Origin of the sequence: Fuchsiella alkaliacetigena, from assembly GCF_023227765.1 — a bacterium.
GTDB classification, from domain to species: Bacteria; Bacillota; Halanaerobiia; order Halobacteroidales; family Acetohalobiaceae; genus Fuchsiella; species Fuchsiella alkaliacetigena.
The window spans coordinates 55,595-69,742 of the sequence record NZ_JALKBZ010000003.1 but is presented as its reverse complement, the minus strand read 5'-3'; the positions used below and the strand labels follow the sequence as shown (position 1 = coordinate 69,742).

14 protein-coding genes are annotated in these 14,148 nt (G+C 36.6%); 1 reads left to right on the top strand and 13 read right to left on the bottom strand.

The features are described from left to right. Nucleotides 1-112 precede the first annotated feature (112 nt). The 9 genes from MWH30_RS13760 to MWH30_RS01540 all read right to left on the bottom strand — a co-directional run bounded on the left by MWH30_RS13760 (nucleotide 113) and on the right by MWH30_RS01540 (nucleotide 7,710). Complete coding sequence (locus MWH30_RS13760) at nucleotides 113-241, bottom strand: hypothetical protein (RefSeq protein WP_282706120.1); 129 nt, start codon at nucleotides 239-241, stop codon at nucleotides 113-115. 133 nt (nucleotides 242-374) lie between these two features. After that, the gene (locus MWH30_RS01575) at nucleotides 375-800 is read right to left on the bottom strand and encodes a PPC domain-containing DNA-binding protein (RefSeq protein ID WP_248662288.1); all 426 of its coding nucleotides are present in this window, start codon (nucleotides 798-800) and stop codon (nucleotides 375-377) included. A 129-nt stretch (nucleotides 801-929) separates the two neighbouring features. Continuing rightward, nucleotides 930-1,352, bottom strand: a complete 423-nt coding sequence (locus tag MWH30_RS01570) for a Fur family transcriptional regulator (protein WP_248662287.1) — start codon at nucleotides 1,350-1,352, stop codon at nucleotides 930-932. Nucleotides 1,353-1,463: 111 nt separating this feature from the next. Continuing rightward, nucleotides 1,464-2,297, bottom strand: a complete 834-nt coding sequence (locus MWH30_RS01565) for a metal ABC transporter permease (RefSeq protein ID WP_248662286.1) — start codon at nucleotides 2,295-2,297, stop codon at nucleotides 1,464-1,466. Beyond that, nucleotides 2,294-3,052 (bottom strand): metal ABC transporter ATP-binding protein, encoded by a 759-nt coding sequence (locus tag MWH30_RS01560; protein WP_248662285.1) that lies wholly within the window; start codon nucleotides 3,050-3,052, stop codon nucleotides 2,294-2,296. The genes MWH30_RS01565 and MWH30_RS01560 overlap by 4 nt, the downstream gene beginning before the upstream one ends. A 1-nt stretch (nucleotide 3,053) precedes the next feature. Continuing rightward, entirely contained in the window at nucleotides 3,054-4,049 is a 996-nt protein-coding gene (locus MWH30_RS01555) for a metal ABC transporter solute-binding protein, Zn/Mn family (protein ID WP_248662284.1), read from the bottom strand. A 122-nt stretch (nucleotides 4,050-4,171) separates the two neighbouring features. After that, nucleotides 4,172-5,494, bottom strand: a complete 1,323-nt coding sequence (locus MWH30_RS01550; protein ID WP_248662283.1) for a glutathionylspermidine synthase family protein — start codon at nucleotides 5,492-5,494, stop codon at nucleotides 4,172-4,174. Nucleotides 5,495-5,512: 18 nt separating this feature from the next. After that, on the bottom strand, nucleotides 5,513-6,811 hold the full coding sequence (locus MWH30_RS01545) for a glutamate--cysteine ligase (protein WP_248662282.1): 1,299 nt from the start codon (nucleotides 6,809-6,811) through the stop codon (nucleotides 5,513-5,515). 14 nt (nucleotides 6,812-6,825) lie between these two features. Continuing rightward, complete coding sequence (locus MWH30_RS01540; protein WP_248662281.1) at nucleotides 6,826-7,710, bottom strand: diacylglycerol/lipid kinase family protein; 885 nt, start codon at nucleotides 7,708-7,710, stop codon at nucleotides 6,826-6,828. A gap of 122 nt (nucleotides 7,711-7,832) precedes the next feature. Between MWH30_RS01540 and MWH30_RS01535 the strand changes: the two genes are divergently transcribed. Further along, complete coding sequence (locus tag MWH30_RS01535) at nucleotides 7,833-8,126, top strand: hypothetical protein (RefSeq protein ID WP_248662280.1); 294 nt, start codon at nucleotides 7,833-7,835, stop codon at nucleotides 8,124-8,126. A gap of 65 nt (nucleotides 8,127-8,191) precedes the next feature. Here MWH30_RS01535 and MWH30_RS01530 read toward each other — a convergent pair whose 3' ends face one another. The 4 genes from MWH30_RS01530 to MWH30_RS01515 all read right to left on the bottom strand — a co-directional run bounded on the left by MWH30_RS01530 (nucleotide 8,192) and on the right by MWH30_RS01515 (nucleotide 14,127). Continuing rightward, nucleotides 8,192-9,700 carry a DUF445 family protein gene (locus MWH30_RS01530; RefSeq protein ID WP_248662279.1) on the bottom strand — a complete coding sequence of 503 codons (1,509 nt, stop codon included), beginning with the start codon at nucleotides 9,698-9,700 and terminating at the stop codon, nucleotides 8,192-8,194. 502 nt (nucleotides 9,701-10,202) lie between these two features. After that, a complete protein-coding gene (locus MWH30_RS01525; RefSeq protein WP_248662278.1) occupies nucleotides 10,203-11,627 on the bottom strand; it encodes a trimethylamine methyltransferase family protein in 1,425 nt (474 codons plus the stop codon). 85 nt (nucleotides 11,628-11,712) lie between these two features. Next, nucleotides 11,713-13,296, bottom strand: a complete 1,584-nt coding sequence (locus MWH30_RS01520) for a BCCT family transporter (protein WP_248662277.1) — start codon at nucleotides 13,294-13,296, stop codon at nucleotides 11,713-11,715. A 33-nt stretch (nucleotides 13,297-13,329) separates the two neighbouring features. Continuing rightward, nucleotides 13,330-14,127 carry a dihydropteroate synthase gene (locus MWH30_RS01515; RefSeq protein ID WP_248662276.1) on the bottom strand — a complete coding sequence of 266 codons (798 nt, stop codon included), beginning with the start codon at nucleotides 14,125-14,127 and terminating at the stop codon, nucleotides 13,330-13,332. Nucleotides 14,128-14,148 lie beyond the last annotated feature (21 nt).

The window sequence follows — 14,148 nt, the reverse complement described above, 5'->3', positions numbered from 1 at the left end:
AACTTTTCTTAGCTGGTCTGCTCTCTCCTCGGGGCAAGTTCTAAAACTAATCAACTACTTTCTATCCCCGAGGCTTCTAAGCAGACCTTTAAAATTATATCTTAGTTAGTATTTATTCTTCAGTATAAGCCAGGAGAATTATTTTTTCTCCTTTTCTATTACTCAAGGTTGTTTCCATTTTAGTCAATTTTTTTACTTCTTCATCATTTAACTGAGCAAACTGAACCTCTTCCTGCTCCACTTAATACCAACTCCTTTTAGTTAATTTAATATAGTTGGCATTAGTTTCTGTAAAACTAATAAATTATATACCCCCTAGTGTACTTTCTGGACTCAATAAGAATTTTCCTTTTTCAAAAACAACATTATAAATATTACTCCTGCCACAACGGTAAACCAGTAACTTTATCGGTCCCCCGTTCAAAAGCTTCCCCGATAAACTCTTCAATAATATATTCAGCAGCAAAAACAATAGTTCCAGCGGCTAAATGACCACCTCTTAGCTTTCCAGCTGAAGTACCTAGGGTAATGTGAGCATGAATAATAGCTTCGCCGTCTCGCAAAGATATATTTCCTACACAATTTACTATCTCCATCTCTTCCACCCAAGTCAAATCTCGATACTCCTTTTTTTGCTGATCATAAAAAGAAATAGTAGCCTTCTTAACTGCTCCAATCACATTTATGCGACCAGATTTAATATTTTTATCTTTTACTATTGCAGTTAATTCCTTTAATAAATCTGTTTCATAATCTAAACGACCCATATAAATATTACCTTGTTGGTATTTTTTTAACATAGCAATGCTAACCTCCTAATATTATATCAAAGTATCAAAATCCTCGGTTTAAATATAGTCTTCTAGAAAACATATAAATTTACCTGCTATTAATAATAAAGTTTTTTAATAATAATAACTAATTACTGATTATTTACTTTTACAGTCTGGACAGATTCCAAATATATTCAAACGATGTTCCAAAATAGTATAATCCGTTTTCCCACTAAGCTGCTTTTCAAAATTCTGCAAAGGACAGTCTAAAACAAGAACCTCTTCACAGTCTGCACATACCAAATGATGATGATGACCGTTATTTAACTCAAATTTATTCTCCTTTTGGTCAATCTGTAATAAATTTACTACCTGTTCCTGCTCAAAGTAGTTAAGATTACGATAGATAGTAGATAGTCTTAACTTAGAATTTTGGGACTGTAATCTAAGTAATATCTCTTGAGCAGAAAGGGGACGCTCACTAGCTAATAAAACCTTTAAAATAGCTGCTCTTTGTTTAGTCCATCTCAAACCTTTTTTCTTTAATTTTTGTTTCCAAATAGATAGCTTTTCATCCATATTAATCCCTCTTTTAAAACCTATTTAAATAATCATAAACTTTAACTTAAACTAATTTCTATTAAAATACAGAGCTAAATATAACTTTATTGTTAAATAACGATAGCTGCTTTAATGATTAAAACTTAAGTTAGCATTAATGTAGTTTTTTAGCCAAGAATAGATAATTACTGCCAATAGATAAATAACATTGCAGATAATTATCACTCCCCCCGAAGCTAAATCATAGTAAAATGAAATAAGCAAACCTGTGTTTACAGCTAACAAACTAAATAACAGACTATATAATATCACTTGCTTAAAGCTTTTAGCTATCTGTAAAGCAGTAGCCACTGGTAAAGTAATCAAGGAAGAAACCAAAAGCCCACCAATAATTCGCATTGACACAGAAACAGTAATTGAAACTAAAACCATAAAAGATGAGTTCAAAAATCCAATAGGCACCCCTACTAACTTAGCTTCTTCTTCATTGAAAGCTAAGAGAAAAAAAGCATAATAAAAGAAAAATACAAATCCTAATATCAAAATCCCCAAAGGAATTACTAAAAATATATCTCGACTAGTAACTAAAGAAATACTTCCAAAGAGATAACTAAAAATACCCGAAGTATTTCCAGCTAGACTGATCAAGACAGTAGCTACTCCTAAACCAGCAGCTAAAATAATTGCTAAGGATAATTCAGCATAATCATTATATCTTTTTCGTAAGGATTCAATCCCCAAGGCTGCTAATATTGAGATTACTAAAGCTGTATAAACGGGATAAATACCTAATAACATACCTAGAGCTACTCCAGCGAGAGCAATGTGAGATAAAGTATGCCCAATTAACGATAATCTTTTTAAAACTAAAAAAACTCCAATCAGCGGACAGATAATAGCTATAATATTGCCTGCTATAAAGGCTCGCTGCATAAAAGAGTAAGCAAATATCTCCAAGCTCATTCTGCATCCACCGCCTGCGGTTGATTTTTTAAAGGGCCCTCCCTAGCTTTTAAAGCAAACTTATAACTAATATTCTCCAAGTGCTTATTTTTAGTTAAAAGCACTCGTTGATCCTTAAAATAGAATATTTTATTTACTACTCCAGCTATCTGCTCAATATTATGAGAAATCAAGATAATAGTTATTCCCAAATCACGATTCAAACGAGAAATTAGTCTATAAAAAGCAAGCTGTGATTGAGAATCCACTCCTGTTAAGGGTTCATCTAAAATTATAATCTCCGGCTCTGTAACTAAAGCTCGAGCAATAAAGACTCTCTGTTGTTGCCCTCCAGAAAGTTCCCCCAGCAAAGTTTTCTTTTGAGCCGAAATCCCCACTAACTCCAATGTTTGACTCACTTTAGCTTTTAATTCAGAAGTTAAAAACTTAGGCCAACCCATCTCCTGGTAGAGATTAGCTCCTACTACTTCTTCCACAGTAGCTGGAAAGCTGAAGTTAAAGTCTTTTTTCTGAGAAATATAGCCTATTTTCGTCCAATCCTTAATTGAAGACACTGATTTATTAAAAATTTTTATTTCACCACTTTGAACTTTTAATATATTAACTATCAACTTAGCTAAGGTACTCTTGCCAGAGCCATTAGGGCCAATAAAGGCGACAAAGTCGCCTTTATCAATCTCTAAATTTACTCCTGTTAAAACAGTATGTTTATTATAGCTAAAACACAGATCTTTGATTTTCACTATTGCTTTCAAGTTAATTCACCAACGCCTTCTTTAAAGCATCTAAATTGCTTTTCATTATTGATAAATAGTCTTCGCCAGCTTCTTGCTCTGCCTCAGTTAATCCTTCAATAGGATTTAAAGTTAGTACCTCTAACTCAACTTCTTGAGCTAAAACTTCAGCTGTTTTAGGATTAGCTAAAGTTTCTAAAAAGATATACTCCAAATCTTTTGCTTTTACCTTTTCGGATAACTTAGCTAAGCCACCAGTACTGGGTTCTTGATGTGAAGAGACTCCAGCTACAGCTAACTCTTCTAAGCCATATCTATCTGCTAAATAAGCAAAGGCAGAATGAGAAACCAATATATGGTCCTGTTCTCGTTCCCCCAAAGCTTCTTGGTACTTTTGATCTAGCTCTGCCAACTGCTCAGCAAAGTTTTGATAATTTCTTTGATAGTACTCTTCATTTTCAGCATCTACTTCTACAAACTTATCTAAAACCAAGCGACCTATTTCTTTCATATTTACTGGATTCAACCAAATATGAGGATCGTAATCTCCATGGTGGTGATGATCTATTTCATTATGAGCTTTGCTATGTTCACTCTTTTTAGCTCCGTGCTCTGAATGATCACAATGGTGAGAGTCTTTTTCAAACTCTAATAAGTCTATCACCTCGCTTACTTTAACAGCCTCTACTCCCATCTTTTCAATATTATCACTAACTCTTTTAGCCCAGGGTTCCAAGCCTAAACCATTATAAAAAAATAAATCTGCATTTTCCAACTCGGCTATCTGTTGAGGTGATATTTCATAAGTATGTACTTCATCTCCTATGGGAACTATAGACTGAGAATTGACTAACTCTCCCCCAATTTCTTCACTAACATAATGTAAAGGATAAAAACTACTATAAACTTGTAAAACTTCCTCTGCTTCATCCAACTGCACAGCCTCTTCCTGTTGTCCACAGCCTAATAAAGCTATACTGAACAATAGTAGTAGGCTGATTAAAAAAAGCTTTTTCATCCTTCCAGGCCTCCTTTTGCAAATCGTTTGCATCTATCAATTAATTATATGAAACAAAAGAAAATTTAGAAGTTCAAATAATAAAAAAGCTACTTTCCGATGAAAGTAGCTTTTTTATCAGCTTAATAGCTTATTAAATTAGGTAAAGTAACACAACCGGTAGAGCTAGCAATTACATTTTGCTGTCCAGCTCTAGTATAGATTCCTTGAAAGGAAAAATCGTAGATAAAAAGACCTAAAATATACTTATAACTCTGCAGTTCTAAACTCTTTCCATCTAAAACAGCTAGTTCTAGCTCCGGCAAAGGACAAAACTCCTGTACTAAGTAATCATCAAAGTCTATCTCATCTATTATCTTCCTCCATTCTGCTTTTCTTAAGTCAGCTCCTATGTAGACTCCTTCTGCTCCATAGAGATCTAGAGGTTTCAGCACTAGCTCCTCTTGTCTATTCAACAACTGCTTTCGGGTAACTCTTTTATCGCTTAAAAGCTCCGTTTTTGGAACATGCTGCTCAATAAACTCTCTATCAGCCGCACTCAAGAAATCGGTCTTTTGCCGATCGTGCAGTAGCGCAAATAAAACTTTATTATGAATAATATGTGATCTAAAGGAGCCCACTAAACAGACTGCCTGCTGGCGATAGGCAGCTAATAGATCATCAAGTTCTGAGTAGCGCTCCATTAAATCTGGAGTTACGGCCCGTCGATAGATTAAGTCTATCTTTAAATCCTGATAATATAAAGCATCATTACGATACTCCAGTTCTCTAGGATCAACAATCACACTTTGATAACCAGCTTCCCTTAATGCTTGTTGAAAATATTTAAATTCACTGACCATTCCTAAATTATCAAAGTCCATAATAGCTATATTAGGTTGAGTATTATGAGGATCAAACTCACTATAGGCTTTGAGTAAGGTATCTATCCAGCTCTGGATTAGCTCATTATAAGCAAAACTATAGCCAAATTCTTCATTTAAGTCTTCAACGGCTGCTGACTGCAAGAACAGTTTTTCTAGCACATTGCTTTTTACCATTCCTGAAGAACCATCGGTATTTAGCTCACATAGCTTAAAATCATCGAGCCCGTAATAAAAGATATCAGCCCTCAGCATAGGCGCTAAAGCAGAATAACCCGGATCAACTAAAATTAGCTCCTCTAGCTGCGGGCTAAAAGCAAAATAAGATCTAAACTCCGGCTTCTCTAAATATCGCTCAATAACCTTAACTAAGATGCTACTCAGTCTAGAGCCTAACTCAGTAAACTGTTTTATCTCAGCTGAACTGAAGAAAAAGGGTTGATAAAGAATAGGAATTACCTGACCTTGATAATAGATTTCTTGCTCCTCTAAATCCTGATAAATTTTAGTTAAATCTTCAGCGTATAAGCTAGGCTTAGTAGCTAATAAGCGCTGATACTGCTGATTAAGCTTTGCTAACACTTATCTACTAACCCCCTTTTAAAGTTTCCGATTTAAAGTTAACCATTCTAGGGCCCGCTTTTTGTCGTTACCTGCTTCTAAACTTTCCCTAGTCACAGCTACTGGATTTTGACCTGAAGTTATTAATTCTTTAAAATCAGCTAAGTATTCAAGTTCCTCTGCTGATAGTCCGCGAGCAGAAATTTCAAAAAGCTTTCTTCCTAATTCCAAAAATGTCTGACCTCTTAATTCAGCCTCTAAACCCTCTTTAATAATATCAGCCCTAACCTGTTCTGCTTCTGCATAAGACCAGTCCTTAACTAATTCATAAACTTCCTGCAAATTTTCTTCATCATAAAGCAAACCCTTCCAAAAAGCTACTATTCCCCAAAGTAACTCTGGCGGCAAAGTATCCATCATTCTCAACTCAATAAAGTTTTTAGCTCTAACTTCCGGAAAAAACATAGTCAATACGTGTTCTAAATTAGCCGACGACATCCCCTCATTTGCAAAAATCTCTCTACAAGTCTGCTCTCCAGTAAACTTAAATTCATTTCCTTCATTTAACAAAATAGGTCGACGTTTTAAAATATATTCAGCATACTTTTGATAGCCAAAATGATCACTAAAAGCTTCCTCAACCACTCCACATCGCTCATCATCACAGTTAGACCAGATCAAGGTTCGAGCAGCATGCTGCTCATACCTCTGCCCCACAAAAAAGGGTGAATTATCGCTTAAAACTGAAATTATTGGTGATAATGAGTTAGCTATCTTAAACTTTTTAATAAAATCAGCTTCACTTCTATAATCTATAGCAACTTGCAGGGCCGCCGAAGCTTTCATCATGTGATGAGCATACTTACCACGCTTAGCTAAATAACGGGACATAATCCTATATCTTGCTTTCGGAGTCCATTCAATCTCCTCCAGCTTACTTTCTACTTGACAGCCTGTAGTCAATAATAACTGATCATTTGCATTCAAAATTGGGATTATATCCGCTAAAAAAGAACGATATATATTAGCTAAATCACTAATCTGCTGCTGTGGATTAATGCTAACCTCCAACTGCCCTCCAGGTTCCAAAGTAATTATCTTTTCTTCTTTGCTTAACTGGACTAAAAAATCTCCTTCATTCTGGCCCTGCCAACCTTGCTCCAACAGCCTCTGCAAAATAGCTGCTATTCCTTCACTTTCTGAATAGTTAACTGCCTGTAAGTCTGTAGCCCAAACAATAAAGTGTTCAACCTCTACTCCAATAGCTTCTTCAGCCCTATTCTTTTCGCTACTTTTAAAATAATCCACAAAGCTTTGTAGCTGTTTTCTATACTCCACAATCTCCACCTCACTTAAATTATCATCTCCAAAACCTGAGGCAAAATACTGATTTCTAACTCTTCACCAGTTAACACCTCTCCGTCAACCTGAAATCTATCGCTGTTCAATACTCTTATCTGAGCTGCTTTAATCTTTCTCATTGTTACCTCCGCCAAATCCTCATGTTGAGTAGCCAAAAACTTAGGAAACTTAGCTATTAGCTCTGGAGTAGACATCTCCTCAATCAAACACAGATCCAATAAACCATCATTAATACTATAGTCAGGAATTAAATCTAGGGCCCTACTATACACCTTGCCATTACCAATCACCATCATTAAAAAAGCACCTTCAATCAGCTCACCGCTATCCAATCTAATCTCTAACTCCACACTCTCATAATCGGATAAAGCCTGCACTGCAGCCAACATATAAACTATGCTGCCCGTCATATTATCAAAGCCCTGGTTAGCATTATAGACGGTCTGTGAGTTTAAGCCAATCCCTAAAGAGTTAAGAAAGTAACGATCATTAACCTTAGCTACATCGAGTTTAATTACTTTCTCAGCCTTGATAATTCTTTGGCAGGCTCCCTCTGCCTCCAAAGGAATATCCAAAGCTCGAGCCAAGTTATTACCAGTTCCTACTGGAATTAAAGCTAATCGAGGATAAGGAGACTCAGCAGCCAAAATTCCAGTTACTACTTCATTTAAAGTCCCATCTCCCCCACCAGCAACTACCAGAGAATAATCAGCTTCCACTGCTTCTTTAGCCAATTCTATAGCCTCTCCAGCAGCAGAAGTAAGTTCAATATCAAAGTCCAGTCCTGCTTCTGCAAACTGCTGCTCTATTGTTTTTAAAGAAGATCTTCCTCTACCGCGTCCAGAACAAGGATTAATTATAATTTTTATAGCCATAACCTTCACCTCAATTTAGATAATAATTTAAAAGAAAGACGATTTATTAAAGGTATTTAAACTAAAGTCTAGAATAATTTATACGAGCCAATTAAGAATGTGAAAGGTGGGAATTTAAAATTATGTTAAGTATATTTACAGGGTTACTCAAAAAAATAAACTTTAAACACGAATTTATAAACTTACTCTCCTTTTTTATAGGTATCTTCTCTACCTCAATTATGATTACTTATATTATCAGCAATAAATATCAACTAGCTATCCTGACTGGTATTATAGCCTGGCTAGCTTTCTCCCTCCTCTTTAAACGTTACGAAAGAATGGTTTATAGAAATATAACCTTAAAGCTGCTAACAGATTACGACCAAGAAAAAGTAGAAAGCCTATTAAAAACAATACATAAGCAAAAGCAATAGTATATTTTAAGAAAGCCTATATATTAAAAGCCACCAGAAGTACAGTTGCTGGTGGCAAATAGCTACTACTGCATCAATAGATTAATAAGTGGAGTAATTAAACCCATTATCATTCCTAAAGCAGCTCCAAACCAAGTAATAGCTTTTAACTCCGTCTCAATTACATTTAATATTAAAGCTTCAACTTCTAAGATATCAAAAGAATTAACCTTTCTTTTCACCATTTCCTTAAAGTTTAAAGTACTTAACACCTTCCCTAGATGATTCTTAACTGTATAAGTTAAAGCAGCTAAAATTCCTGTTTCCAACTGCTCAATAGTCTCTAAATCTAACTTTTTGAAATAGGTAGTTACTGGCTTACTACCGAGCTGATCAAGCTGTTCGCTACTCCACAACTCCAAAGCTTCCCATAAAGACTCTTTGCTCAACAGTTTATTTAACACAGCCTCCAATTTATCTTTATAAGCTTGCCGCTGCTGGGTAGTTAATTCCTGTAACTGAGCTATTTTTTCTAAGGCTACTCCTTCTAAAAGGCTTAATAGCTGCTCAGATACCTCTACCGAAGCCAGATTAGCTATTAAAAATTCACTAATCTCAGCTACAGCTTCTTCATCTAACTTAGCTGCTATAGTAGCAACTTCAGTTTCCAGTATAGAGTCCAAAAATTGATTTACCTGCTCTACAATTTCTTCTTGATTGGCCGGTTCTCTTAAAAACTTAACCATCTTTTCCATCAATTGATCGATAATCTTATCCTTATCTATAAAACCGCTTATCATCTGCATTAGCGAATTATTTTCCAAAAATTCTTCTAGCTTTTGATTAATCCGTTCTCTAGTTTGCGGCGAGCCTAAGAAATTAATTAGCTCTTCTACTAACTGCGGGCCCTGCTCAGCCAACCAGTCTTTAATAGCTACTTGCAGTCCCTGCGGTAACAGTTCTGCTAAGGTCTGCTCACTATTCTCCAGCTTATTTACTTGTTCTTGAATTAGCTTAGCTAACTCTTCCTGGCTAGCCTCCCCGTCTAAAGAAGCAGCGATCGCCTCTGCTAATTCAGATCTTAACTGCTGATAGTCTGAACTATTAAAGTAAGCTGCTAAATCCTCAACTTCCAATTTATCTACTTGCTTATCTAATAGTTCTACTATTTTATCTTCCTTAAGTAAAGATTTAATTCCTTTAAAAAATACTTTTTTTATCTTTTTAGCTAAAGTTTCTCTCTGCTGACGATCAGCAATAACTTTCTCCATAATTTCCGCTAAGCTTCGCTCTTCTTGTTTTAAGCTCCTAATTCGCTCTTGAATAAACTCCTTTAACTTAGACCTCATATTCTCGCTCTGTAATATATTATGAAAGGCATCAGCAGTTAATAGCTGTCTACCTACCATATCACCAATACTTTCGGCTAACTTACCACGTCGACGAGGAATTACTCCGGGAGTAAAAGGAAGCTTTAAACCAAATATTCGCTTTTCTGTCAAAGGCCTAAATAACATCTTAATAGCTACCCAGTTAGTAAAGTAACCGATTACTGAACCTACCATTGGACTAACTACAAAAATCATTAAGTTCATTGCTGTCCCTCCTGCTATTTTCTATTCTGATTATTGATTTTGTAACTACTCAGGTATATCTTTGATTAGCTTATTGAAACTAAATTAATGAATTGTTTCGTTAAATTAATAATTAACAACTAAGTTCAAAGTCAAGAGCAATTTGACACAGCGCCCTGGAGGATAAAATAATTAATTTCCTAATTTTTTATGATTTAGTCAGATTTTAGTCATTACTTAGTCAGCACCCCAAGGGCATTTCCTACGGGGCATGTCAAAATAGGTTTTGACCTTTATCATTTGCTCTAAAACAATCTATCTATAAAAGAACAAATCAACTAGAAAAATGTGTATTAAGTTGACGCGTATGACCTATATATACTTTTCTACATCTTAACTATTTTCCCTGTTTATCCAAACAGTTTTCTTATTTATTATGATTAACATGTCCTGCATTCTTTAAAAATAAAATAACTAAGCTCTCTGAAATTTAATCAAAGAGCTTAGTTAATTAATCCTCTATTTAATTATTAGCTACCTGCTCCATAAATTCCTTTAATTTATTCTCAATTTTAGGATCTAAGGGAGGGGCTTCAAAGTCAGCTAAAACTTCTTTCCACTTTTGATTAGCTCTTTCTACTGTAGAATCTATTTCTGAGCTCCCATCAAAGCCAGCTCGTTGACTGAGTATAGGCTCTCTAAAATCTCGCATATGCTCTAAAGTATGGGCGTGGGATAAGTAATGACCACCAGGGCCCACCTCCTGAATTACTTCCTTGGCTACTGTCTCTTCACTTACTTCAACTCCGGCCTGATAGTTATTAATCATTCCCAAAATCTCATCATCAATTATAAATTTCTCATAAGACATAGTCATATAGTTCTCCAATAAACCTGCTGAATGAAGAATAAAGTTCAAACCGTGGTTGATGGAGGAAATAAAGGTCATCATCGATTCATAACCAGCCTGAGTATCAGCTAGCAAGGAATCAGTAATTGAACCACCTGCTCTACAAGGAAGACCGTAATAACGAGCTAGTTGAGCCGTAGAACCTACGAACTTAGCATACTCGGGACTACCAATAGCTAAGTTAGCCGTCTTCATATCGGTAATAGTAGTAGCCGAACCGTAAACTACCGGAGTACCAGGATTAATCATTTGCGCCAATACTACCCCCGTTAACACCTCTACGTTCTGCAAAGTTAAAGTTCCAGCAATGGACATCGGCCCTGTAGAGCCAGCCATAATTAAAGAAGCAATTACCGCTGCCTGATTATACTCTGCATGAGTTATTAAGGCATCCAACATGCGGTGATCATATTTGAGAGGACTAGTGGTATTGATTAAAGAAATCACTATTGCTCTATCGTCAATAATATCCTCTTCACCAAAAAGAAGACTAGCCATCTGAAAAGCTTCCTTAGCCTTTTTACTACCTAAAGCGCTACCCATTAAACACTTATCGCTATATTTAGCAGCAACATAAAGCATCTTCACGTGACGCAGCTGATCAGCAATATCGGTAGGTTCTACAATTACTCCACCTAAAACATCGATATTCTCACTGGCAGCAGCTAACTTAGTAAAGTTCTGATAGTCTTCAAAGGTAGAATCTCGCCTTCCTTCGTCTAAATCAGTTACATAAGGAGCTCCGTAGCCGGGAGCTAAGACTGAATTATCGCCGCCAATAGTTACATTATTATCTGGATTCCTAGCGTGAAGAGTAAAAGAACTAGGAGCCTTGGCTAAATATTCTTCAAGTAGTTCTTCGCTTAAATAAACTCTAGTATCTTCCACGCGGGCCCCATTTTCTGCAAAAATCTCCCGTGCTTTTTCATGTAAAACTTCTATTCCAGTCTCTGTTAACAGCTCTATAGATGCTTGATGGATCATCTCTAAGTCTTCAGCACTGAGAATATCTTTAATAAAGATCTTTCGTTCTATCATTTTTGAACCCCCTTTAAAATATAGTCTGAAATTAACTTCCCTTCCAGGAAAACTATATAACCTAGAAGGGAAGTTACACAAATTATTAATCTAAATCTATAGTACCAATAAACTCTCCTTGTTCATGCAAAATATAATCTTCATTAAGCGCCTTTAGAATACCGGCTACAGTTAAAATCATCAACAACATAAAGGGGAAGGCTCCCGCAATAGCTGCAGTCTGTAAAGCACTAAGCCCGCCAGCTAATATTAAAATAGCAGCAACTAAACCTTCAAATATTCCCCAGGTAATCTTAACTCCATTGGAAGGCTCCAGTTCACCTTTAGAAGTCAGCATCCCCATCACAAAGGTACCTGAGTCAGCAGAGGTGATAAAGAAGGTTCCAATCAGAATCGTAGCTAATACACTCATCAGTGTCCCCAGCGGAAACTCAGCTAGAGTAACAAAGAAAGCTACTGCTTCATCGGCCATCACCGGGTCCACAATACCTCCCTGCCCAAACTGCTCTAACCAGATAGCTGAACCACCCATAGTTCCTATCCAGATTATTCCTATAATTGAAGGTACAATCAATACTCCAATTACAAACTCTCTAATGGTACGCCCTCTGGAAATTCGGGCAATAAAACCACCTACAAAAGGAGTCCAAGAAATCCACCAAGCCCAGTAGAAGATAGTCCACCAACCCGGCCAATCACTCTGTTCAACAGCACTAGTGATGAAAGTTAATTCAAAGAAGTTTTGCAGATAGCTCCCTAAAGCATCCATTATAAAGTTCAGGATAAAGACTGTTGGCCCTAAGATGAGCATTAAAACAAGTAAAATACCGCCGATAGTAATATTGATATTACTTAAGTACTTAATCCCTTTATCGATACCTGTCACAGCAGAAAGTATAAAGAGTACAGTAATTATTAAGACAATAACTGTAGCTATAGTATTATTAACGGGTAAGCCTATCAATTCACCCAAGCCACTGTTAATCTGTTGAGCACCTAAGCCTAATGAAGTAGCGATTCCAAATAAAGTAGCAAATACAGCTAAAATATTAAATACCTTCCCCGGAGCTCCTCTTACTCCTTCTTTACCTAAGAGAGGATAAAGAGTAGAGCTAGGCAGTTGAGGCATGCCCCGCCTAAACCCAAAGTAAGCTAAAACCAAACCAAAGAAAGCATATAGGGCCCAAGGATGAAGCGCCCAGTGAAAGAAAGAAGTACTTCCAGCCATTACAGCAGCTTCAGCAGTCTCACCCTCCAATCCTCCTAACGGCGGCGGAGTAACGTAATGCATAATCGGTTCAGCAACTCCCCAAAATACAAGCCCAATTCCCATTCCGGCACTGAATAACATAGCTATCCAAGAACGAGTACTAAACTCAGGCTCTTCTCCTGGCTTTCCTAATCTAATACTTCCCAACCTACTAAAACCTATGATAACTGTAATCAACAATACTGCCGCTACGAAAAGAATATACAGCCAACCAAAGCTTCCCACTAGAAAATTAAAAACTGAGTCTATTATTCCTGAAAAATGATCCGTAGCCATAGCTCCCCAAATAACCAAAATAGCTGAAATGATCACTGAAATCCAAAATATCGGTGGGTCAATACTCTTTAAACCTGTACCCCTATTCATTTCATTCTCTACTTTTTTTTCAGTATCCGGCATTTTTACCACTCCCCTTTAATTTTTAATCATTATCTAAACATCCAAGTGACCACTCTTAGCTGCCTTAATATAGTTAGCACAGTACTGATCATTAGCTAAGAGAGTATCGGCAGCTGTAGCCAAAGCCATAATTCTTTCATCTAAAGGATCTAAAATAGCACTATCCATTCCTCTACTCATAGCCAACAGCATAAAAGCCTGATTTAATAAAGGTCTTTCCGGTAAACCGTGAGATATATTACTCAAACCACAGGTAATATGGACCCCTGGATACTCAGTAACAATCTCCTGAATAGCATTTAAAATCTGAATCCCCATCTTTTCATCGGTACCGATAGGCTGAATAATAGGATCTACATAGATGTCATCAATATCAATTCCGTCGGCAGTGAGATCCTCGATTAGTTGAGCCGCTACTCTAATTCTATCCTCAGCATCTTTAGGCATTCCCCCATCATCCATCACCAAAGCCACCACTTCAGCATCGTATTCCTGTAATAAAGGCAAGGTCTCTTGATATCTTTCTTCCTCAGCAGTAATAGAGTTTACTAAAGCCTTTCCTTGGTGAGTCTCTAAACCTACTCTAATCACCTCCGGGTCAGGACTATCTATACACAGTGGCACCTCTACCACTTCCTGAACCGTCTCTACCAACCACTCCATTGCCTCTGCCTCTTCTCTAATCAAAGTTCCACAGTTAACATCGATAAAGTCAGCTCCAGCCTTTTCCTGTTCTTGAGCCAAATTCTGAATAAACTCTACATCTCTTTCCTTAACCGCCGGCTCCACCTCCTCTCGACTGGTATTAATTAATTCACCAATAATAATCATTTTAAATCCCTCCCCAAATTG

Coding starts and splice junctions, on each gene's coding strand:
- MWH30_RS01515 (WP_248662276.1), bottom strand. CDS start 14,127: ATGATTATTATTGGTGAATTAATTAATACCAGTCGAGAGGAGGTGGAG.
- MWH30_RS01565 (WP_248662286.1), bottom strand. CDS start 2,297: ATGAGCTTGGAGATATTTGCTTACTCTTTTATGCAGCGAGCCTTTATA.
- MWH30_RS01535 (WP_248662280.1), top strand. CDS start 7,833: ATGTTAAGTATATTTACAGGGTTACTCAAAAAAATAAACTTTAAACAC.
- MWH30_RS01540 (WP_248662281.1), bottom strand. CDS start 7,710: ATGGCTATAAAAATTATAATTAATCCTTGTTCTGGACGCGGTAGAGGA.
- MWH30_RS01525 (WP_248662278.1), bottom strand. CDS start 11,627: ATGATAGAACGAAAGATCTTTATTAAAGATATTCTCAGTGCTGAAGAC.
- MWH30_RS01520 (WP_248662277.1), bottom strand. CDS start 13,296: ATGCCGGATACTGAAAAAAAAGTAGAGAATGAAATGAATAGGGGTACA.
- MWH30_RS01530 (WP_248662279.1), bottom strand. CDS start 9,700: ATGAACTTAATGATTTTTGTAGTTAGTCCAATGGTAGGTTCAGTAATC.
- MWH30_RS01555 (WP_248662284.1), bottom strand. CDS start 4,049: ATGAAAAAGCTTTTTTTAATCAGCCTACTACTATTGTTCAGTATAGCT.
- MWH30_RS01575 (WP_248662288.1), bottom strand. CDS start 800: ATGTTAAAAAAATACCAACAAGGTAATATTTATATGGGTCGTTTAGAT.
- MWH30_RS01570 (WP_248662287.1), bottom strand. CDS start 1,352: ATGGATGAAAAGCTATCTATTTGGAAACAAAAATTAAAGAAAAAAGGT.